At 71.2% G+C, this 20,941-nt stretch carries 18 protein-coding genes; 6 read left to right on the forward strand and 12 right to left on the reverse strand.

The features are described from left to right. Nucleotides 1-79 precede the first annotated feature (79 nt). Complete coding sequence (locus tag ACLJQM_RS34010; RefSeq protein ID WP_360770282.1) at nucleotides 80-1,426, reverse strand: cation:dicarboxylate symporter family transporter; 1,347 nt, start codon at nucleotides 1,424-1,426, stop codon at nucleotides 80-82. Nucleotides 1,427-1,576: 150 nt separating this feature from the next. On the opposite strand from ACLJQM_RS34010, the gene ACLJQM_RS34015 reads away from it, so the two are divergent. The 3 genes from ACLJQM_RS34015 (at nucleotide 1,577) to ACLJQM_RS34025 (ending at nucleotide 6,067) form a co-directional block, all read left to right on the forward strand. Beyond that, the gene (locus ACLJQM_RS34015) at nucleotides 1,577-3,151 is read left to right on the forward strand and encodes an ATP-binding protein (protein ID WP_410634437.1); all 1,575 of its coding nucleotides are present in this window, start codon (nucleotides 1,577-1,579) and stop codon (nucleotides 3,149-3,151) included. Further along, a complete protein-coding gene (locus ACLJQM_RS34020; protein ID WP_125312370.1) occupies nucleotides 3,148-3,816 on the forward strand; it encodes a response regulator in 669 nt (222 codons plus the stop codon). Before ACLJQM_RS34015 ends, ACLJQM_RS34020 begins: the two co-directional genes overlap by 4 nt. Before the next feature lie 502 nt (nucleotides 3,817-4,318). Next, entirely contained in the window at nucleotides 4,319-6,067 is a 1,749-nt protein-coding gene (locus tag ACLJQM_RS34025) for a M64 family metallopeptidase (protein ID WP_410634438.1), read from the forward strand. Here ACLJQM_RS34025 and ACLJQM_RS34030 read toward each other — a convergent pair whose 3' ends face one another. The 8 genes from ACLJQM_RS34030 to ACLJQM_RS34065 are packed head-to-tail and all read right to left on the reverse strand — an operon-like array spanning nucleotide 6,068 to nucleotide 16,010. After that, nucleotides 6,068-7,441, reverse strand: a complete 1,374-nt coding sequence (locus ACLJQM_RS34030; RefSeq protein ID WP_410634440.1) for a beta-N-acetylhexosaminidase — start codon at nucleotides 7,439-7,441, stop codon at nucleotides 6,068-6,070. A gap of 1 nt (nucleotide 7,442) precedes the next feature. Further along, entirely contained in the window at nucleotides 7,443-8,297 is an 855-nt protein-coding gene (locus tag ACLJQM_RS34035) for a carbohydrate ABC transporter permease (RefSeq protein ID WP_410634441.1), read from the reverse strand. Then, nucleotides 8,288-9,235, reverse strand: a complete 948-nt coding sequence (locus ACLJQM_RS34040; RefSeq protein WP_410634442.1) for a carbohydrate ABC transporter permease — start codon at nucleotides 9,233-9,235, stop codon at nucleotides 8,288-8,290. Before ACLJQM_RS34040 ends, ACLJQM_RS34035 begins: the two co-directional genes overlap by 10 nt. Beyond that, nucleotides 9,235-10,518: an extracellular solute-binding protein gene (locus ACLJQM_RS34045; RefSeq protein ID WP_410634444.1), complete on the reverse strand. Its 1,284-nt coding sequence runs from the start codon at nucleotides 10,516-10,518 to the stop codon at nucleotides 9,235-9,237. Before ACLJQM_RS34045 ends, ACLJQM_RS34040 begins: the two co-directional genes overlap by 1 nt. Nucleotides 10,519-10,546: 28 nt before the next feature. Beyond that, nucleotides 10,547-11,674 (reverse strand): lactonase family protein, encoded by a 1,128-nt coding sequence (locus tag ACLJQM_RS34050; protein ID WP_410634446.1) that lies wholly within the window; start codon nucleotides 11,672-11,674, stop codon nucleotides 10,547-10,549. A 48-nt stretch (nucleotides 11,675-11,722) separates the two neighbouring features. Then, on the reverse strand, nucleotides 11,723-13,111 hold the full coding sequence (locus tag ACLJQM_RS34055) for a GntP family permease (RefSeq protein WP_360770300.1): 1,389 nt from the start codon (nucleotides 13,109-13,111) through the stop codon (nucleotides 11,723-11,725). Further along, the gene (locus tag ACLJQM_RS34060) at nucleotides 13,108-14,703 is read right to left on the reverse strand and encodes an N-acyl-D-amino-acid deacylase family protein (protein WP_410634448.1); all 1,596 of its coding nucleotides are present in this window, start codon (nucleotides 14,701-14,703) and stop codon (nucleotides 13,108-13,110) included. Before ACLJQM_RS34060 ends, ACLJQM_RS34055 begins: the two co-directional genes overlap by 4 nt. Next, nucleotides 14,703-16,010 (reverse strand): amino acid deaminase, encoded by a 1,308-nt coding sequence (locus ACLJQM_RS34065; protein ID WP_410634450.1) that lies wholly within the window; start codon nucleotides 16,008-16,010, stop codon nucleotides 14,703-14,705. The genes ACLJQM_RS34060 and ACLJQM_RS34065 overlap by 1 nt, the downstream gene beginning before the upstream one ends. Nucleotides 16,011-16,161: 151 nt before the next feature. Between ACLJQM_RS34065 and ACLJQM_RS34070 the strand changes: the two genes are divergently transcribed. From ACLJQM_RS34070 to ACLJQM_RS34080, 3 genes are read left to right on the forward strand one after another with little or no spacing between them, the layout of a single operon-like run. Further along, on the forward strand, nucleotides 16,162-17,097 hold the full coding sequence (locus ACLJQM_RS34070; RefSeq protein WP_410634499.1) for a sugar kinase: 936 nt from the start codon (nucleotides 16,162-16,164) through the stop codon (nucleotides 17,095-17,097). Beyond that, nucleotides 17,094-17,852 (forward strand): IclR family transcriptional regulator, encoded by a 759-nt coding sequence (locus ACLJQM_RS34075; RefSeq protein ID WP_410634452.1) that lies wholly within the window; start codon nucleotides 17,094-17,096, stop codon nucleotides 17,850-17,852. The genes ACLJQM_RS34070 and ACLJQM_RS34075 overlap by 4 nt, the downstream gene beginning before the upstream one ends. Then, the gene (locus ACLJQM_RS34080; RefSeq protein WP_354819661.1) at nucleotides 17,852-18,235 is read left to right on the forward strand and encodes a RidA family protein; all 384 of its coding nucleotides are present in this window, start codon (nucleotides 17,852-17,854) and stop codon (nucleotides 18,233-18,235) included. Before ACLJQM_RS34075 ends, ACLJQM_RS34080 begins: the two co-directional genes overlap by 1 nt. Nucleotides 18,236-18,272: 37 nt before the next feature. On the opposite strand, the gene ACLJQM_RS34085 is transcribed toward ACLJQM_RS34080, so the two are convergent. The 3 genes from ACLJQM_RS34085 to ACLJQM_RS34095 form a co-directional block, all read right to left on the reverse strand. Further along, a complete protein-coding gene (locus tag ACLJQM_RS34085) occupies nucleotides 18,273-19,271 on the reverse strand; it encodes a 1-aminocyclopropane-1-carboxylate deaminase (protein ID WP_410634455.1) in 999 nt (332 codons plus the stop codon). Beyond that, nucleotides 19,268-19,903, reverse strand: a complete 636-nt coding sequence (locus tag ACLJQM_RS34090; RefSeq protein ID WP_410634457.1) for a GntR family transcriptional regulator — start codon at nucleotides 19,901-19,903, stop codon at nucleotides 19,268-19,270. Before ACLJQM_RS34090 ends, ACLJQM_RS34085 begins: the two co-directional genes overlap by 4 nt. Nucleotides 19,904-20,533: 630 nt before the next feature. Further along, on the reverse strand, nucleotides 20,534-20,887 hold the full coding sequence (locus ACLJQM_RS34095) for a DUF1844 domain-containing protein (protein WP_247021495.1): 354 nt from the start codon (nucleotides 20,885-20,887) through the stop codon (nucleotides 20,534-20,536). Nucleotides 20,888-20,941: the final 54 nt, after the last annotated feature.

The raw sequence follows: 20,941 nt of genomic DNA on the forward strand, positions 1-20,941 counted from the left end.
GCGCGAGGTCGGGGAGACTCGCGCAGCGGCCCGTCGTGGCTCGTGCTCAGCGGGGGCGTGAGCACGAACGTCGGGGGTGCTACCGTACCGTGGCGTCCGCTGGCTCCGGCTCCCGCTCTTCGTCGACCATCGTGGATTCGTCGAAGGGTGCCTGCCCGGCGAACACGCGCCGGGCCTGTTCGCGGTCGAACTCCTTCGTCCAGTTTCCGATGAGGACGGTCGCGACGGCGTTGCCGGCGAAGTTCGTCAGCGCGCGGGCCTCGGACATGAACCGGTCGATGCCCAGGATGAAGCCGACGCCGTTGACCAGTTCCGGCCGGTGCGACTGCAGGCCGCTGGCCAGGGTCGCGATGCCGGAGCCGGACACGCCCGCGGCGCCCTTCGACGCGATGATCATGAAGACCAGCAGGCCGATCTGCGCGCCGATCGACAGCGGTTCGTCCTGCGCCGCGGCGATGAACAGCGTCGCCATGGTCAGGTAGATCGCGGTGCCGTCGAGGTTGAACGAGTAGCCGGTGGGCACGGTGATGCCGACGACGGACTTGTCGACGCCGAGGTGCTCCATCTTCGCGATCAGCCGCGGCAATGCCGACTCCGACGACGACGTCGAGAGGATCAGCAGGAATTCGCGGCCGAGGTAGCGCAGCAGCTTCAGGATGCTGACGCGGGCGCCCAGCCACAGCACCAGCCCGAGGACCACGAACACGAACACCAGGCAGGTCGCGTAGAACCCGATCATGATCACCGCGAGGCTCTTCAACGCGGCCCAGCCGGTTGCGCCGACCACCGCCGCGATGGCGCCGAACGCGCCGATCGGGGCGGCCCACATGATCATCGCCAGGATCCGGAAGACCAGCTTCTGCAGGTGCTCGACACCGCGCAGGATCGGGGCGCCCTTCGGGCCCAGCTTCTGCAGCGCGAACCCGACGAGCAGCGCGACGAGCAGCGTCTGCAGCACTTCGCCTTCGGTGAAGGCGGAAACGAGCGTCTTCGGGATGATGCCGAGCAGGAAGTCGACCGGGCCTTCGGCGCCACCGGCGGACTTCTGGACGCTCTTCACGTCGGCCGGGTTCAGGTGCAGGCCGGTGCCGGGGTGCAGCAGGTTGCCCACGACCAGCCCGATGGCGAGGGCGAACGTCGACATGATGATGAAGTAGAACAACGCCATCACCCCGACCTTGCCGACCTTGGCCGCCTTCGCGACCGAGCCGACGCCGATGACGATGGTGCAGAAGATGATCGGCGTGATCATCATCTTGATCAGGTTGACGAAGCCGTCGCCGAGGGGCTTGAGGCCCTTGGCGAAGCCCGGGAAGAGGAAGCCCACCAGGATCCCGAGCAGGACCGCGACGATCACGGCCAGGTACAGGTAGTGGGTCTTGTCCCGCTTGCGCGGGGTCTCCTCGGTGGTCGGTGGGGTCGGCACCGTTGCCTCCAGCTCAGGGGTGTTCCAGGTTGCGGCACACTGTAGGCGCACTTCGGTGACCCGGCTCACTTGTGTTCATTGAGTTCGCGCGCACCGTCCCGTTCGGACACCGGGGCGCGCGTGTGCTGGTATGAGGAGGTGCCCCCGACGATGCGGTCCCGCTGGAGCCTGGCCCGTCAGCTGCTCGTGCTGCAGCTGGTGGTGCTCTGCGTGCTGGCCGGCGCCGGGATCACGTTCGCCTACCTCGACGCGTCCCGCGCGGTCGACGAAAACGCGCGCGACCAGGTCCGCGCGATCGCCTCGACGGTGGCCGACGCGCCGACCGTCGTCGCCGCGGTCGGCCAGCCGGACCCGAGCGCGACGCTGCAGCCGTTCGCGCTGCGCGTGCAGGGCGACACCCACGTCGACTTCATCACGATCATGAGCCCGGCCGGGATCCGGTACACGCACCCGAATCCGGCGCTGATCGGCCAGCACTACATCGGCACCATCGAGCAGGCGCAGCGGGGCGAAGAGCTCACCGAGACCTACACTGGCTCGCTCGGCCCGTCGGTGCGCACGGTCGTGCCGGTCTTCGACGCCGGCCACCGGGTGGTGGCGCTGGTCGCGGTCGGGATCACCGTCGCGGCCATCTCGGCCGAGCTGCGCGAACGGCTGTGGCCGCTGTTCGGCGTGGCCGGCGCGGTGCTGCTGGTGGGCGCGCTCGGCGGCTGGCTGATCAGCGCCCGGCTGCGGCGCCAGACCCGCGGCGTCGCGCCGGACGAGCTGAGCAACCTGTTCGAGTACCACGAAGCCGTGCTGCACTCGGTGCGCGAAGGCGTGCTGCTGGTCGGCCGCGACGGGCGGATCGGGCTGTGCAACGACGGCGCGCGCACGCTGCTGGGCCTCGACAGCGACCCGGTCGGGCGCGAGCTGGCCGCGCTGGGCCTGCCCGCCGAACTCGCCGAAGCCTTCAGCTCTTCGGAAAACCGCGCGGAAGAACTGCACCTGACCGACGCCCGCGTCCTGCTGGTCAGCACGACCGCCGTCCGCTCGGGCGGCCGCGCGCAGGGCACCGTCGTCGTGCTGCGCGACCACACGGAACTGCAGACGCTGACCGGGGAACTGACCACCGCGCGCGGTCTCGCGGAGGCGTTGCGGTCGCAGGCGCACGAGGCGGCGAACCGGCTGCACACGGTCGTTTCCCTGGTGGAGATCGGCAAACCCGAGCAGGCGGTGGAGTTCGCGACCGCCGAGCTGGCGCTGGCGCAGGAGCTGACCGACCGGGTCGTCGGCGCCGTCGCCGAGCCGGTGCTCGCCGCGCTGCTGCTGGGAAAGGCGGCCGAGGCGAGCGAGCGCGGGGTCGAGCTGACCGTCACCCCGGACACCGTGATCGACGACCTCTCGCTCGGCGTCGCCGCCCGCGACCTGGTGACCATCCTCGGCAACCTGATCGACAACGGCCTCGACGCGGCGGTGCGCGGCAACGGGCACCCGAAGGTCGTCGTCACGGCGCGCACCGAGGAGGACGGCTTGCTGCTGCGCGTGGCCGACACCGGGCCCGGCGTCCCCGACGACGCCGACGTGTTCCGCCGCGGCTGGTCGACGAAGGCGGAGGACGGCCACGGCCTCGGCCTGGCACTGGTCGGGCAGGCGGTCCGCCGCTACGGCGGTACGGTCGACGTCGGACGGGACGGCGGCGCGGTGTTCACCGTGCGCCTCCCGCGGCAGGAGGCGGACCGGTGATCCGGGTGCTGGTGGTGGAGGACGAGCCGGTCGCGGCCGAAGCGCACCGCGTGTACGTCGAACGGCTCCCCGGCTTTTCGGTGGCCGGCGTGGTCCATTCCGGCGGCGACGCCCTGCGCTTCTGCGAGCGCGAGCCGGTCGACCTGGTGCTGCTGGACTTCTACCTCCCGGACACGCACGGCTTGGCGGTGTGCCGATCGCTGCGCGCGGCCGGCCTCCCGATCGACGTCATCGCGGTGACGTCGGCCCGCGACCTCGGCCTGGTGAAGGCGGCGGTGTCGGTCGGGGTGGTGCAGTACCTGCTCAAGCCGTTCACGTTCGCGACCCTGCGCGAGAAGCTGGAGCGCTACGCGGAGTTCCGCGACGCCTCCGGCGAGGTGACCGGCCAGGCGGAGATCGACCGCGCGCTGGGCGCGTTGCGCACGACGGAGCAGCCCCCGCTGCCGAAGGGCATGAGCGTCCAGACCCTGGAGGCGATCCAGGACGCGCTCTCCGGAGCGGCGGAGGGCCTTTCGGCAGGAGCGGCGGCGAGCGCGATCGGCGCTTCGCGCGTGACGGCCCGGCGGTACCTGGAGTACCTGGCGGACAACGGAATGGCCCACCGCGAGCCCCACTACGGCCAGGTCGGGCGCCCGGAGGTCTGGTACCGCCTGACGAGGGTGTGAGCTACCGGACGAGCGGAGGTCGAACGCGGCGGGCGCGACGGGTGTCCAGCTGTTGCGCCGATCCGCCCGGAGCAGGTAGCGCACGACTTCCGAGTCGCGAGGAACGTGAAGACCGAGTGGGGGACAGGTCCAGCTCCGCCGGCCGGGTCTGGCCGTGGCCCTGCTTCGCGACCAGCACCATGACGTCGCCTTCACCGGTGCCCGTCAGGGTGCACGTGCGGGCCGTGCCACTGACGCCGGCGATCGGGACGGCGGGCTGGGCGCAGTCTTTCGTCCGCGAGGTCGGCCACCCCGGGGAACGGGCACGCGGAGCCGACCACGCCCGGCGAACGCGGCGGTGGGGGCGCGCCGGACGTCGGCACCGGCATTCCCCCTCGAAACCCCATACCCGTCAGCCCAGTCGCGTATAACGACCTATACCGCGAGCCTCCGACTTCCGGCGGTTCCGGCGGCGCGGTCCGTGCGGTAGACCGGGAAGATCACCGACCAGGGGAGTGCCGCCATGCGGAAGTGGGCCGGGATCGTCGCAGCCGCGATCATGGTGCTGGGGATCGCCACTCCGGCACAAGCTGCCGAACCCGCCGGCAGCGTCACCGACGTCCAGGTGACCGGGCCGGTCTCGCAGCGGTTCAACCTCGTCGTCCTCGGGGACGGTTACACCGCCGCCGAACAGCCCAAGTTCTTCGCCGACGTCCAGCGGCACGTCAGCACGCTCTGGTCGCTCGAGCCGTTCAAGTCCTACCGCAGCTACTTCAACGTCTTCGCCGTCTCCATCGCCTCGCCCGAGTCCGGTGTGGACTGTGACCCCTCGCTCGACGCGCCGAAGAAGAACACCCCGCTGGACATGGGTTTCTGGGGCGGGTGCAACGCGCAGAGCGTGCAGCGCCTGCTCACCGTCGACGACGCCGCCGCGCAGCGGTACGCCGACCTCGTGCCCGGCACCGGCCCGGCGAACCGGCAGATCCTGGCGCTGGGCAACAGCAGCACCTACGGCGGCGCGGGTGGTTCGTACGCGACGGCGTCGGGCGGGAACGCCTTGTCCGCGCTCATCTCGCCGCACGAACTGGGCCACTCGCTCGGCGGCCTCGACGACGAGTACGACTACTACGCCCGCAACGTCCCGGGCGGCGCGTACGAAGGCGGCGAGCCCGACTCGGTCCACCACACCCTGCTGACCGAGAAGCAGCTGCGCGACCAGCACGCGAAGTGGTGGCGCTGGCTCGGCGAGCCGAGCGAGTCCGGCGGCTCGATCGGCCGCTTCGAAGGCGGCCTGTACACGCAGACCGGCGTGTGGCGCCCGAGCAAGCACTCGATGATGAAGACCCTCGGCTACGACTTCGACCAGGTCGGCCGCGAGCGGATGACGCAGCGGATCGCGGCGAAGGTCCCGCTCGTCAGCGGCGGCACGCCGGCCGGGACGATCGGCGCCGACCGGGTCGTGTGGCTGCGGACGATGCACCCCGTCGACCACCGCCTCGACGTCCGCTGGACCCTCGACGGCGTCGCGCTGCGGGGCCGCGAAGCGGTCGACCTCCGGCAGGCGCACGTGAAGCCGGGCAAGCACACGCTGACGGCGACGGTCACCGATCCGACGCCGTTCGTCCGCGACCCGGCCGTCCGGCCCTCGGCCACGCGCACCTGGACGGTGGACACCAGCGTGGTCACCCCGCCCGCGGGCGGCCCGGCGGTGGTCGCGTCGACCGCCACCGCGCAGCCGGTCGGCGGGCACGACGTCGTCTACGTCGAAACGGGCGAGCCGACCGGGTCGGTTCCCCAGGTCCGCTGGGCCCTCGACGGCAAGCCGGTCGCGACCGGGCCCGACTACGCGCTGAAGGAATCCCGTGGGACGCACCAGCTGACCGCGACGACCGGCGGCACGACGCTGACCTGGACGGTCGACGCGGCGGGCCCGACGACGACGGCCGAAGCACCGGCGGGCCAGGCGGTCCACGGCTCGTTCACGATGCGGCTGACGGCGTCGGACGGGATGCCGGAGTTCCGCGTCGACGGCGACGGCTGGCACAAGTACTACGGCTGGCCGACCGACCCGGACGCGCCGTACCTGTTCACCCCGCGCGGCACGGAGATCGACGGCCTGGCGTACGGCAACCTCGGCCCGGACGGCCTCACGGTGTCGCCGTTCACCGAACGCAAGCCGGGCTACGGCCGCCACCGCGTCGAGTACCGCTCGATCGACGCGGCGGGCAACACCGGCCCGACGCGCTCGTTCGAGGTGACGCTGCTGCCGTGATCAGCGGAGCCGGCCCGGCACCCCGGGCCGGGTCTGCCACGGGTGCGGTCCGGCGAGCGGCCGGTACTCGACGCCGAGCGCGTCGAGCCGGGGCAGGTGGTGGTCGCGCAGCCGCGGCAGGAATTCGGCGTAGTCCCGGGCCCCGGAGCTCCACGCGACCTCCGCGAACGCCGACAGCCGCGGGAACGCCATGTAGTCCACGCGCCGGACGGTGTCGAGGTGCTCGCTCCACACCTGCGCCTGCACGCCGCGCAGGCGCGGGCCGGTGAGGGCCGGCTCGTACGCGTAGACGTCCTCCAGCGTGTGCACCGCGCCGACCGGGATCGGCTCGTCCGGGTGCTCGGCCTGGCGGTGGTCGAGGTAGACGTGCTGCTCCGGGCACATCACGACGTCGTGGCCGGCTTCGGCCGCGCGCAGGCCCGCGGCCTCGTGCTGCCACGAGCCGATCACCATCGGGGGGAGGCCGTCGATGTCGAGGACCTCGTCCCAGCCCATCGGCGTCCGGCCGCGGGCCGTCAGGTGCTCGGCCAGCAGGCGGACGAACTCGCGGTGCTCGTCGGTCGCGCCCGGCGTCTCGTCGCCGCCCAGCGCGACCACCGACGACGGGAAGACCTCCAGCAGGTAGTCGAACACTGTCCGAAAGAAGTCCAAAGTGGACTCCGATGGCGACAGCAGCGAAGTGCTGATGCCCCAGGAGGTCCAGATCTCGTACGACGACTCGGTGCCCAGCGCCGGATACGCGGCCAGCGCCGCCCGCGCGTGGCCCGGGATGTCGATCTCGGGCACCACTGTGATGGCTCGTGCGGCCGCGTAGGCGACGATCTCCCGCAGGTCGTCGCCGGTGTAGAAGCCGCCGTGCGGACGCCCGTCCTGCGGGCCCCCGCTGCCCTGCATCGACGACGGCCGCCAGCCGCCCACCGACGTCAGCTCCGGGTACTCCGGCACCTCGAAGCGCCAGCCTTGGTCGTCGGTGAGGTGCAGGTTCAGCACGTTCAGCTTGTGCGCGGCCAGCAGGTCGACGAACCGGAGCACCTCGGCCTTGGTCCGGAAGTGCCGGGCGACGTCGAGCAGGCAGCCGCGCCAGCCGAACCGCGGGTGGTCTTCCACCACTCCGCACGGCAGGGAAAGCCCGGTTTCCAGCGAAGCGGCGCGGAACGCGTCCGGCCCGGCGAGCTGGCGCAGGGTCTGCCGTCCGTAGAACTCCCCGGCCGCGTCGGCGCACGACAGCACGACGCCGGACGGCGAGATCTCCAGCCGGTAGCCCTCCGCCGGCAGGTCGGCGCCGCGAACGTCCACAGGGGACGGCCAGGGGCACGAACCGGGAGCGGGCGTGACCGAAACCGGCCGGGGGAGCAGGGTGTCGAAGGAAGACATGTCAGCCCTTCACGGCGCCGGCCATGCCGGACACCAGCCGTCGCTGGACGAGGACGAAGAACACGAGCACCGGGATGGTCATCAACGTCGAGGACGCCATCACCGCGCCCCAGTCGGTGTCCTCCGGCTTGAAGAACACCAGGATCGCCTGCGGCAGCGTCTGGTTCTCGGTCTTGGAGATGATGAACGTCTTGGCGAACAGGAAGTCGTTCCAGGCGTGGATGAACGCGAGCACGCTCACCGCGACCAGCCCGGGCGCCACCAGGGGGAACAGGATCTGCCAGGTGAACCGCACTCGCGACGCACCATCGAGCTTCGCCGCCTCTTCGAGCTCCACCGGTACCGCGGCCACGAACCCGCGCAGCATCCAGATCGCGAACGGCAGGCTGAACGCCAGGTGCACCAGCACCAGCGAACCCAGCTCGTTGAGCCCGAACGCCGGCACCACGCCGCCGATCTGGCGCATCAGGAAGAACAGCGGGATGGTCAGCGCCTCCACCGGCACCATCTGCGCGACGAGCGTCATCACCAGCAGCAGGGTCCGGCCCTTGAACGAGAACCGCGTCAGCGCGACCGCCGAAAGGAACGACAGCAGCAGCGACAGCACCACGACGACCAGGGCCACGAGCAGGCTGTTGAGGAAGAAGCGCCCGAAGCCCGAAACCGTGAGCACGCGCGAGAAGCTGTCGAACGACGGGCTGAACGTCCACGGCTTCGGGTTCGCCGACTGGATCTCGCCCGGCGGCTTCACCGCCGAGAGCAGCATCCAGTACAGCGGGAACGCGATCAGCCCGGCGATGACGATCGTGACGGCCTCGGCGATCAGCCGGCCGGGGCGGCGAACGGCTAGAGCCATGCCGCGCTCCGGCGCTGCGACCGGACGTACAGCCCGGTGATCGACAGCAGCAACACCGTCATCACGACTCCGATCGCCGACCCGAGGCCGTATTCCTGCCCGGCGAAGGCCTGTTGGTAGGCGTAGACGTTGAGCACGAGGTTGCGCCCGGCCACGCCGCCGCCGTTGGTCATCACGTAGATCTGGGTGAACACCTTGAAGTCCCAGATGATCGACTGGACGGTCGCGATCATCAGCAGCGGCCGCACCATCGGCAGCACGATCGACCAGCTGGTGCGCCACACCGACGCGCCGTCGAGCGACGCGGCCTCGAGCACCTCGTCCGGCACGCCCTTGATCCCCGCGTACATCGTGACCAGCACGAACGGGAACGAGCACCAGACGACCTCGGCGGCGACCAGGCCGAACGCGCCCAGCGTGCCGAACGTCCACGAGTGGTGCTCGAACGGCAGTCCGAGCCCGGTCAGCACCTCGTTGACCAGGCCGAAGTCGGTGTCGAAGAGGAACAGCCAGACGTAGGAGCCCGCGATCGCCGGTGTCGACCACGCGCCCAGCGCGGCCAGGAACAGCAGCGTCCGGGGCAGCGAGCGCACGCGGCTCGCCAGCACCGCGAGCCCGGTGCCGACGACGAGCGAACCGGCGACGCAGGCCGCGGCGAACCCGACCGTCTTGCCCAGCACGGTCCAGAACTGCGCCTGGGACAGCAGGTCCGCGTAGTTCGCGAAGCCGAGGAACACCAGCGGCGCGTTGCCCGCGGCCTGCGGCTGGCCGTAGTCGTAGAACGAGATCAGGACCAGCTGGTAGATCGGGTAGGCCAGCATCGCGGCGAGCAGGATGCCCGCCGGGGCGAGGTAGAGCGCGGCGGCCCGGCCGTCCCCCTTCCGCCGCGGCTTGCGCGCGGGTGCCGTGACGGGAGGGGCGTCTTGGACGACCACCACTAGCCGAAGGCCTTGTCCATCGCGGCCGCGGCGTCGGTGAGCGCCGCCGCCGGGTCCTTGCCGCCGGTCGCGATCTGCTGCACGGCGGTGGGCAGGACGTTCTGGCTGTCGATCTTCGACCACGCCGGCGTCGCCGGGACGAACTTGGTGCCCGACTTCAGGGTTTCGACGAACGGCTTGAGGAACGGGTCGTTCGCGGCCAGCTTCTGCTGCACGGTGCTCAGCGTCGGCAGGTTCCCCATCGCGGTGTACATCTTCTCCTGGTACTTCGCTCCGCCGAGCAGCTCGATGAACTCCAGCGCCAGCCCGCGGTGCTTGCTCGCGTTGAAGACGCCCAGCAGGTTGCCGCCGGCGAACGCGGGGGCGATGCTGCCCGCCGTGGCGCCCGGCAGCGGGACGACGGCGTACTTGCCCTTCGCCACACCCTGGTCGACGGCCTTGCGGTTGAAGTCGCCGCCGATGGTCATGCCGGCCTTGCCGCCCGCGAACGCCGTGACGCTCTGCGTGCCGGTGAGGTTCGCGCACTGCGCGGGCGGGCAGACGTCGTCCTTGAGCAGGCTCGCGTACTGCGCGACGCCGGTCTTCGCCTTCTCCTCGGTCACGGCCGACTTCCACTTGCCGCCGTCGTCCTTCGCGAGCTCGCCGCCGTTGGCCCAGAGGAACGGCAGCATCGCGTAGGTGTACTTGCCGCCGACGGAGATGCCGTAGAGGTCCGGCTTGGCGGCGCGGATCCGGCGCGCGGTGTCGGTCAGCTCGGCCAGCGTCGCTGGCGGCTTCAGGCCCAGCTCGGTGAAGACGTCCGTGCGGTAGTACAACGCGCGGATGCCGGTGTACCAGGGCAGGCCGTAGGTCTTGCCGCCGGACTTCGCGGTGTCGAGCACGGTCGGGATGAGGTCCTTGCCCTCGCCCCACGACGCGAGGTCGCCGGTCAGGTCGGCGAGCGCGCCGGTGGCGGCGTAGCTGGAGACGTCGGTGTTGCCGAACTCGGCGACGTCCGGCGCGTTGTTCGGGTCGTTGAAGGCGCCGGAGAACTTGTCCGCGCGGCCTTCGACCGGCACCCACTGGACGTCGACCTCGACGCCTTGGTGCGCGGCCTTGAACTCGGTGATGGCTTCCTTGACCGCGGCCTCCTTCGGCGCGCGGTTGGCCTCGTCGAAGAGCCAGACGCGGACGGTGCCGGTCTTTTCGTCCCCGCCGCTGCCCGCGGGCGCGGACTGGGTGGGCGCGCAGCCGGCCAGCAGGGCGACCGCGGCGAAAACGGGCAGGGTGCGGCGCAGTCTCATGAGGATCCTCCAGTGCGACCTGAACAGCTCAGGCGAAATAGACGGAGTTGACGCTGCCGACGGCGAGCGAGCCGGCGACCGCACCGGGCAGGCCGGTGGCCGGGTCGCGGGGCAGCCAGGTGACGGTGCCGGAACGCTGGTTCGAGACGTAGAACCAGTTTTCTCCGGGGTCGAGGGCCACGTGCCGCGGCCAGTTACCCCCGGTCGGCACCGTGGACACGAGCTTCAGCGACGCGTCGTCGACGGCGAACGTCGCGAGGGTGTTGGGGCCGCGGACGGTGGCGTAGGCGAACTTCCCGTCCTTCGACAGGGTGATCTCGCCCGGGTACAGCTCGCCGGTGCTTCCGGCGGGCACGGCCGGGACGACGGAAAGGGCCTTCAGCGTGCCGGTTTCGGCGTCCCAGCTCGTCACCGTGACCTCCGGGCGCAGCTCCTGCAGGACGTAGGCGAACTTCCCGGTCCGGTCGAACGCGAGGTGCCGCGGCCCGGCGCCGGCGGGCAGCTTCAGCTGCTGGTGCAGGGAAAGCTTCCCGGTGGCGACGTCGAGGGAGTAGACGTACACGGAGTCGGCGCCGAGGTCGACCGACAGCACCCAGCGGCCGGTCGGGTCGTTGACGACCTGGTGGGCGTGCGCCTGCCCGGAATCGGCCTGGTGCGTCACGAGATCCGTGGCCGCGCCGAGCTTCCCGCCGGCCAGGATCGGCAGCACGACGACGCTGCCCGAGCTGTAGTTCGCGGCCAGCACGTACTTCTGGCTCGCATGCACGCTCAGGTGCGTCGGCGCGCCGCCCTTGGACGAAACCTTGTTGAGCAGCTTGGGTTTCGTGGCGTCGGCGACGCTCAGCGCCGAGACGTACCCGGCCGGGTCGCCTTCGTTGGTGACGTACAGCGTCTTGCCGTCGGCACTGCGGTCGAACCACGACGTGTCGGTGATCCCGGGGATCGTGCGGACGGGCCCGAGCGCGGCGCCCGTCCGGCTCGAGACGTCGAGGCCGTGCCCGTTCGCCCCGCTGGTGTAGCTGCCGATGTACACGGTCCCCCCGACGATGCAGCCCTTCGAAGTGGTGGCCGCGGCGGCGAACTGCGCACCGAGAACGGTCGCGGCACTCGCCCCCGCGGCGGCACCGAGGAACGTACGACGGGAAAGTCCGGTCATCGTCTTTGTCTCCCAACGGTTCGGGCGGCGGCTTTCCTCCAGTATGGTCTAGACCACGGCCATGAGCAATGCCGAAACCGCGAAACCGGAAACGGAAAGCACGGTTTCCAGTGCGGTCCACGACTTCAGCGTCTGCACCACGCTCATGTTGAAGTAGCGCGAAACGATCCAGAACCCGCCGTCGTTGACGTGCGAGGCGATGATCGACCCGGCGGAGATCGCCATGACGAGCAGGGCCAGCTGCACCTGCGAATACCCGAGCTGGGCGACGGTGGGGGCGATGATCCCGCTCGTGGTCACGATCGCGACCGTCGCCGAACCCTGCGCGATGCGCATGCCGCAGCTGATGACGTACGCCGCGAGCAGCACCGGCAGGCCCGCGTCGTGCAGCGAGTCGGCGACGGCCTTGCCGATCCCGGTGGCCGAGAGCACCGCGCCGAAGAACGCGCCCGCGCCGACGACCAGCAGGATCATCGCGACCGGCCGCAGCGACTTCGACGCCAGTTCGTTGAGGTCCTTGCCGGTGAACCCGCGCCGCAGCCCGAGCAGCCAGGACGCGAGCAGCACGGCGACGGTCAGCGCGACGGCGGGCGTGCCGATGAACGCGGCGACCCCGGCGAGCGCGGAGCCCTTCGGCAGCCAGATGCTCCCGAAGGTACCGGCGAGGATCAGCACCAGCGGCACCGCGATGATCGAGCCGACCAGCGCCAGCGACGGCACGTCTTCCTCTTCTTCGCCTTCCTCTTCGGCGACGATCATTTCGGCGGGCACCCCGACGTCGATGCGCTTGCCGATCCAGGTCGCGTAGAGCACGCCGCCGATGAGGAACGCGGGGATGCCGCAGGCCAGGCCCATGAGGATGATCCAGCCCAGCTCGACGTGCAGCAACCCGGCCGCCGCCACCGGGCCCGGGTGCGGCGGCAGGAAGGCGTGCGTGATCGACAGGCCGGCGATCAGCGGCATCGCGTAGAGCACCAGCGAGCGCTTTCCCTGCTTCGCGGCGACGTACACCAGCGGCGCCAGCACGAAGATGCCGATGTCGAAGAACACCGGGATGCCGAAGATGAACCCGGCGACACCCATCGCCAGCGGCGCCCGCTTTTCACCGAAGCCCCGCAGCAGGGCCCCGGTGAGCACCTTCGCGCCGCCGGAGCGTTCCAGGATCGACCCGAGCAGCGTGCCGAGCCCGATGATCGCCGTGATGTGCCCGAGGATGCTGCCGAAACCCTTTTCCAGCAAGGAGTCCGACGACTTCTGCGCGGTGCCGACGATCGTGCCGACCGGCAGTCCCGCGGCCAGTGCGGTGAGCAGGCCGACCACGATCAGCGCGATGAACGGCTCGATCTTGAGCTTGACGATCAGCAGCAGCAGGACGGCGATCGAGACGGCGGCGAGCGTCAGCAGGCCGCCCGTGGTGTGTTGCAGCCAGTGGATCATCGGGCTCTCCGGGGGTTGCGCAGGGAGTGTCCGGCGAGGGCGCCGGTGGGACGGCCGTCGTCGAGGGCGGCGACGCCGTTGACGTACACGTGCGTGAGGCCCGCGGCGGCCTGCCGCGGGTCGTCGAAGGTGGCGGTGTCGGTGATCGTTTCGGGGTCGAACAGCACCAGGTCGGCGGCGTACCCGGCGCGGACCAGCCCGCGGTCGGTCAGTCGCAGCCGGCGCGCGGCCCGCCCGGTCAGGTGGGCGACGCACTCGGCGAGGTCGAGCACGCCCAGTTCGCGGACGTAGCGGGCGAGGTAGCGGGGGAACGTGCCCCACGCGCGCGGGTGCGGCCGGGCGCCGACGAGGAGGCCGTCGCTGCCGCCGGTGTGCGTGCGGTGCCGCATGATCGCCTGGACGTTCTCCTCGTGCCCGACGTGCATCAGGCACGACGTCCCGAGCTTCTCGTCCAGCAGCGTGTCGAAGTACAGCTTCGCCGGTTCGGTGCCCTGGGTGCGGGCGGAGGCGGCGACGCTGTGCCCGACCAGGTGGGCGTTGTGCTCGTTGCGGACGCCGTTGATTTCGATGGCGTCCCAGTCGATCGGGACGCCGTGCGCACCGTCCGAACCGGACTCCTCGATCTCGGCGCGGATCCGCTCGCGTTCATCCACATCGGACAACCGGGCCAGGGTGGCGTCGAGCCCGCCTTCGGTGGCCCAGCTCGGCAGCAACGCGCTCAGGTAGGTCGCGCCGGGCAGGTACGGGTAGGTGTCGAGGCTGATGTCGCAGCCGTCGTCGAGCGCGTCGTCGAGGAGCTTCAGCAGGTCGGGCGCCTTGCCCTTGTTAACCGAGAAGTTCATCGTCGCGTGCGCCAGGTGCAGCGGGCAGCCGGACCGGCGCGAGACGTCGATCATCTCGGCGAACGCCTCCAGCGCGCCCTTGCCGTAGCTGCGGTGGTGCGGGCTGTAGAACCCGCCCAGCTCGCCGACCACCCGGCACAGCTCGACCAGCTCGCTCGTCTCCGCGTACATCCCCGGGGTGTAGGTCAGGCCGGACGACATCCCCATCGCGCCCTCGGCCAGGCCGGTGGCGACGAGTTCCTTCATCCGGTCCAGTTCGGCGTCGGTGGCGGGGCGGTCGGCCCAGCCGACGGCGAGCATCCGGACCGTGCCCTGCGGCACGAGGTAGGCGGCGTTGACGGCGATGCCCCGGTCGAGCCGGTCGAGGTATTCGCCGACCGAGCGCCAGTTCCAGTCGAACCCCGCCGGGTCGTCGTTCCAGCCCGCGAGCTGCTGCCGGAGCGCTTCGAGCACGGCGTCGTCGACGGGCGCGTAGGAGAGCCCGTCCTGGCCGAGCACCTCGGTCGTGACGCCCTGGGTGATCTTCGCCGGGTGCTCGGGGTTGGCCAGCAGCTGCAGGTCGGAGTGCGAATGCATGTCGATGAAGCCGGGCGCGAGCACGAGCCCGTCGGCGTCGATGTGCCGGCGTCCGGCCAGGGAGCCCGCCTCGGCGACGCTCGCGATCTTGCCGCCGGTGAGCCCGACGTCGTGGCGGGTGAGCGGGTCGCCGGTGCCGTCGGCGACCAGCGCGTTCTTGATGACGACGTCCATCAGAACCACGTCCGGACGAGGTCGACGACGGTTTCGCCGTCGGCCGCCGTCACCGGCAGCAGCGGCCACTTGTCGAACACCGTGCACGGGTGCGAGAGGCCGAGCCCGATCCAGTCGCCGACCTCGACCGGCGACCCAGGCGGCAGCGTGAGGAACGCGTGCTGGTCGTTCATCTTCGCGATGACGTGCCCGTCGAGGGGCTCGGCCGGGCCGCCGGGCGTCCGGCGCAGCTGCGGCTCGGGCATGCCCTCGTCGAAGGACGCGTCGCGCTTGCCGATGGTGAGCAGCGCGAGCTCGTCCGACGGCTTCGACGTCACCTGCGCCCAGGCCCGCAGCGCCGGGCGGAACGACTCGACGCCGTCGATGCGCGGGTGGTCGCCGAGCGGGGAGATCTCGCGGTAGAAGCCGTCGTCGTGGGTGAGGTAGGCGCCGCTGCGCAGCACCGGCAGCACGTCGAGGCCGGCCGGCCACGGCTTGGTCAGCTCGTTCGCCACCTGGTCGAAGTACGCGCTGCCGCCGGCGGTGACGATGATCTGCCCGTCGAGGAGTCCCTTGTCCGCGAAGGCGATCGCGAGGTCGCGCAGACCGTCCACATAGGAGCTGATCTTGGCGAGCGCGGCTTCGTCGGTGCCGTGCGAGAGCGCGCCCTCGTAGCCGCCGGTGCCGCGCAGCCGCAGCACCGGGCTGGCGTCGACCGCTTCGGCGACGGCCCAGGCGGTCGCGGAGTCGCGAACGCCGGTGCGGCCGCCGTCGGCACCGAGTTCGAGGAGGACGTCCACCGGCCGCTCGGTGCCTTCGAGGGCTTCGGTCATCAGCTCGACGCCGCGGACCGAGTCGACCCAGCAGACGAACTCGAAGCCCGGGTCCGCGGCCAGCTCGGCGGCCAGCCAGCGCAGGCCGGCCGGGTCGAGGAGCTGGTTGGCCAGCAGGATCCGCGAGACGCCGAAGGCGCGGTAGACCCGGAGGTGCCCGGCGTTCGCGCAGGTCACGCCCCACGCGCCGTGCTCGATCTGGCGCGCGAACAGCTGCGGTGCCATGGTCGTCTTGCCGTGCGGGGCGAGCACGACGCCGCGTGCGGCGCACCAGGCGGCCATCGTCCGCAGGTTGTGCTCGAGAGCGTCGTCGTCTAGCACGACGAAGGGCGCGAAGAACCCGTCGGCGAAGAGGTTGAGCCTGCGTTCCGCGGCTTCTTCCAGGGTCAGCCCGGTCAGGGCGGGGGCGGCGGAGCGGAACCGCCAGTCGACGCGTTCCTGGCGGAGGGCGTCGAGCGCGGCGGTGTTCATGGTGCAGGCGGCGGGTGAGTTCATCGGCGGCGACCTCTGTTGCGTATGTTGCAACGACTGTTGCGCATTTTGAGTGCCATAGGTGTAGCATCCGGGTCGCCACAGGTCAACGGGGTGAAGGGCAGGGAGACGGACAGTGACGAGCGGGCCCGAGGTGTTGTGTGTCGGCGAGTCGATGGCGCTGTTCGTGCCCGCCGAGCCCGGCCCGCCGGACGAGGTCAAGCAGTGGGTGCGCACCATCGGTGGCGCCGAATCGAACGTGGCCTGCAACCTGCCGACGCTGGGGGTGCGCAGCGGCTGGGTGAGCGCGGTCGGTGACGACCCGTTCGGCCGGGCACTGCTGCGCGAGGTCGAATCCCACGGCGTCGACGTCAGCGCGTGCACGGTCGACCCGGCGCGCCCGACCGGGCTGTACATCAAGGAAAGCGGCGCCGGCGGCAGCCCGGTGCGCTACTACCGCTCCGGCTCGGCCGCGTCCGGGATGGGCCCGTCGCTGCTGGAGCGGCTCGACCTCCGCGGCGTCCGCGTGCTCCACCTGTCCGGCATCACGCCGGCGCTGTCCGACAGCTGCCTCGCGCTCGTGCGCGCGCTGCTGGACATGCCCCGCGGCGACCGGCTGATCTCGTTCGACGTCAACTTCCGCCCCGCGCTCTGGACCGGCCGCGACCCGAGCCTGCTCGCGGAGCTGGCCGCGCGGGCCGACATCGTGCTGACCGGCGACGACGAGGCCCAGCGCGTGTGGGGGACCGGCGACCCGGCCGAACTGCGCGCCCTCCTGCCGAGCCCGCGCACGCTCGTCGTCAAGCACGGCGAGCGCGGCGCGACCCTGGTCGAAGGGGAACCGCTGTTCTCGCCGGCGCTGCGGGTCGACGTCGTCGAGCCGGTCGGCGCCGGGGACGCGTTCGCCGCCGGCTTCCTCGCCGCGACCCTGCGCGGCGCCGAGCCCTTGGCCCGCTTGCGCCAAGGTCACCTGCAGGCCGCCGCGACGCTGCTCACCCACGACGACGTCGGGGTGCCGCTGCCGCGCGAGGTGGTGGATAGCCTGCTCCAGGCGGATCCGGACGAGTGGAGTTCGGCCCGGCTGACCGGAGAGGGCGTGGTGCGCACGTGAGCCAGAGCTTGGACCGCGCGTTGACCCTGCTGGGGTCGATCGCGAAGGATGCGCGCACCCTCGACGACCTCGCCGACGAGATCGGCGTGCACAAGTCGACGGTGCTGCGGCTGCTGCGCACCCTCGAACAGCACCACTTCGTCCGCCGCGAAGGCGCCCGGTACTACCGGCTGGGCAGCGCGATGTTCGACCTGGCCAACCAGGCGCTCGACTCGATCGACGTCCGGCGCAGCGCCCAGCCCGCGCTCGCCGCGCTCAACGCGCGCACCGGCCACACCGTGCACCTGGCCAGCTACGACGACGGCGAAGTCGTCTACATCGACAAGTACGAGGGCCGCCACTCGGTGCGGATGTACTCGCGCGTCGGCAAGCGCGCGCCGCTGCACTGCACGGCGGTGGGGAAGGTGCTGGTCGCCGCGATGCCCGCGGCCCGGCGCGAGGAGATCGCGCGGTCGATCGAGTACCGGGTGCTGACCCCGAACACGATCACCACGCCGTCGGACTTCCTGGCGGAGCTGGAGCGCGTGGCGCACCTCGGTTACGCCGTCGACAACGCCGAGCACGAAGACTTCATCCACTGCGTCGCCGCCCCGGTCCGCGGCGCCGACGGCGAGGTGCTCGCCGCGGCGTCGATGTCGGTGCCGAAGGTGCTGCTCGACTACGAAGGCCTGCTCGCCCTGGTCCCGGACCTGCGGGCGGCGACGCACGAAGCTTCCGTCCACAGTGGATGGACGGGGAACGGAAAGGGGCACTGATGAGCAAGACGGCAGTTTCCACCGAGAACGCGCCGAAGCCGCCGGCGAAGTTCTCGCAGGCCGTCCGCAAGGGGAACCTGCTGCAGGTCGCCGGCCAGGTCGCGTTCGACCCGGCCACCAACGAGATCGTCGGCGACGACGTCGTGGGCCAGACCCGGCAGACGTTCAAGAACATCGAGGCCGTGCTGGCGGAGGCGGGCTCGAGCCTGGCCGACGCGATCATGGTCCGCGTGTACCTGACCGACACGGCGCACTTCGCGCCGTTCAACGAGGTGTACAACGAGCTGATCGGTGACGCCCCGCACGCCGCGCGCACGACGGTGTACGTCGGCCTCCCGGGCGAGCTGCTCGTCGAGATCGACGTGCTCTGCGTGCTGGACTGAGCCTTCGGTGGGCCGGGATCGCTCCCGGCCCACCGGTTCAGCCGAGGACGCTCGTGTAGCCGTTGAGCGCGGGCTGCCCGCCGAGGTGGGCGTAGAGGACGTTGGAGTCGCTCCCGATCTCGCCGCGGCCGACGAGGTCGATGAGTCCCGCCATGGACTTGCCCTCGTACACCGGGTCGGTGATCATGCCTTCCAGCCGGGCGCACGTCTCGATCGCGTCCACAGTGGACCTGTCGGGGATGCCGTAGATCCCGGCGTGGTAGCGGTCGTCCAGCTCGACGTCGGCGATCTGGCCGGCGCCGATCAGGTCCGCGGTGTTCCGCGCGATCCGGGTGATCTGCTCGCGGGTCTCGGCCGGCTTCGCCGAGCCGTCGATGCCGAGGATCCGCCGCGGCTTGCCGCTCAGCGCCGTCCCCGCGACCATCCCACCCTGCGTGCTGCCGGTGACCGAGCAGACGATCACCGTGTCGAAGAAGACGCCGAGTTCTTCTTCTTGTTTCTCGAGTTCGACGATCCAGTTCGCGAAGCCCAGCCCGCCGAGCCGGTGGTCCGAGGCACCCGCCGGGATGGCGTACGGCTTCCCGCCGTGCTCTTCGATCTCGGCGACCGCGTCTTCCCACGCCTCCTTGAAGCCGATGCCGAAGCCGGCCTGGACGAGCCGGACGTCCGCGCCGAGGATGCGCGAGAGCTGGATGTTGCCGACCTTGTCGTACAGCGGGTCGTGCCAGTCGACCCAGCTTTCCTGCACCAGCACGGCCTTGAGCCCGGCCCGCGCCGCGGCGGCCGCGACCTGCCGCGTGTGGTTGGACTGGACGCCGCCGATCGAGACGAGGGTGTCGGCGCCTTCCTTCAGGGCGTCCGCGACGAGGTATTCGAGCTTGCGGGTCTTGTTGCCACCGTAGGCGAGACCGGAGTTCACGTCCTCACGCTTCGCCCAGACCTTCGCGCCGCCGAGGTGGGCGGTGAGGCGTTCGAGCGGGTGCACCGGCGACGGGCCGAACAGCAGCGGGTAGCGGGGGAAGTCGGCGAGGGTCATCGGTCCTCCAGCAGATCGGTCCAGATGGTCGAGATCACGGAAACGGCGGTGGCGGGGTCGCGGGCTTCGAGCGCGTCGATGAGCTTCGTGTGGCGCAGGACGGAGTTCCAGGCGAGCGCCGAGCTGAACCGCGCGTGTTCGAGCCGGCGCAGCAGGGGGGTGTAGCGGTCGAGGGTCGCGGCGACGGCGGCGTTGCCGGCCAGCCGAACGGGGATGTCGTGGAGTTCGTCGTCCGCCTTGACCGCCGCTTTGACGTCACCGGCCTCGATGGCTTTCGCGAAGCGATCGTTGGCGGCGCGCATGGCGGCGACGTCTTCCGGACGGCACTTCGCGGCGGCCTGCCGGACGGCAAACTCGTGCAGCACCCGGACGATCTCCCTCGCGTCGAGGACGTCGGGGGACATGACCTCGGAGACGCGGGTGTAGCTCTGCGGCTTCGAGTCGACGAGACCTTCTTCGGCCAGGCGGCGGAGGGCTTCGCGGACGGGCGCCTTGGAGAGCCCGAGCTGCTCGGCGAGGTCGCCGTCGCGCAGGGGGGCGCCGGGTGGGAGGGACCCGTCCACGATGGCTTGCCGGATGTGGTCGTACGCCTCGTCGCGCAGGAGTGGGCGGGTGACCTTCGGAAGACTCACATCTAACATGTTAGATGTCAGAGGCGCGGCGGGGAAGACCTGGTCGGGTGAACTGCGAGCCGTCTTACTTCTTCAGGTCGCTGCGGACGCGCCAGTGGCGTTGTTCCGCTTCGGCGTTCGCGGGCGCCCGGCGGCGCGACCAGCTGGAAGGTTACGGACCCGCGTCGCGGACGGTGATCCCGACTCCGTGGGGGAGGAAAGTGGCGCCCGCTCAGTCCGCGGGCGGGTCCGGCTCGTACGGCGAGCATGGCCGGCGTGGCGCAGCCGAGGCTGGAGGCGGAGTCCGGGGCCCCTTTTCGCCGCGGGCGGGTCCGGCCCGTACTTCAGGGGTTGGTGCGGCGAGGCCTCGAGTGTGCCCGGCGGCGAGCAGGGCCGGCGCGGTTCGGCTGGAGGCGGGGTCCGGCGCCTCTTCTCGCTGCGGGCGGGTCCGGCCTGTGCTTCGGGGGTTGGTGCGGCAAGACCTCAAGCGGGGGCCCTGGCTGCGGGTAGAGCGCGAGGCCCCTTTCGTCCGCGGGCGGGTCCGGGCCGTGACCCCGGGCCGCGCCGGAAACGCCCGACCGGGCCCGGCGACGGCCGGCGTGCCCACGCCGTAGCGCCCGGCCGGCGCACCGCACCGGCCGGGCCGTCGGCTCAGTAAACGGGGCCGGTGTACTTTTCCCCAGGACCCTGACCAGGGGGATCGGGCACGACCGAAGCCTCCCGGAAGGCCTTCTGCAGCGACTGCAGACCGTCCCGCAACGGGCCGGCGTGCAGGCCCAGGTACTCGGCGGACGCCGTCACCAGCCCGGCGAGCGCGGTGATCAGCCGGCGGGCCTCGTCGAGGTCGCGGTGCGGGGAGGTCTCCGGGTCGGCGTCGGCGAGGCCGAGCCGCTCGGCGCCGGCCGACAGCAGCATCACGGCCGCGCGGCTGATCACCTCCACGCTCGGGATCTCCTCGAGCTGCCGTTCGGAATAGGGGGGCTGTTCGGGGGGTTGTTCTGACACGTCTGGTACCCTTCCACGAGCGACCAGCCCCTGAGCGATCGGGGGCGGCAAGTG

Origin of the sequence: Amycolatopsis sp. cmx-4-83, from assembly GCF_046548815.1 — a bacterium.
GTDB classification, from domain to species: domain Bacteria; phylum Actinomycetota; class Actinomycetes; order Mycobacteriales; family Pseudonocardiaceae; genus Amycolatopsis; species Amycolatopsis pretoriensis_A.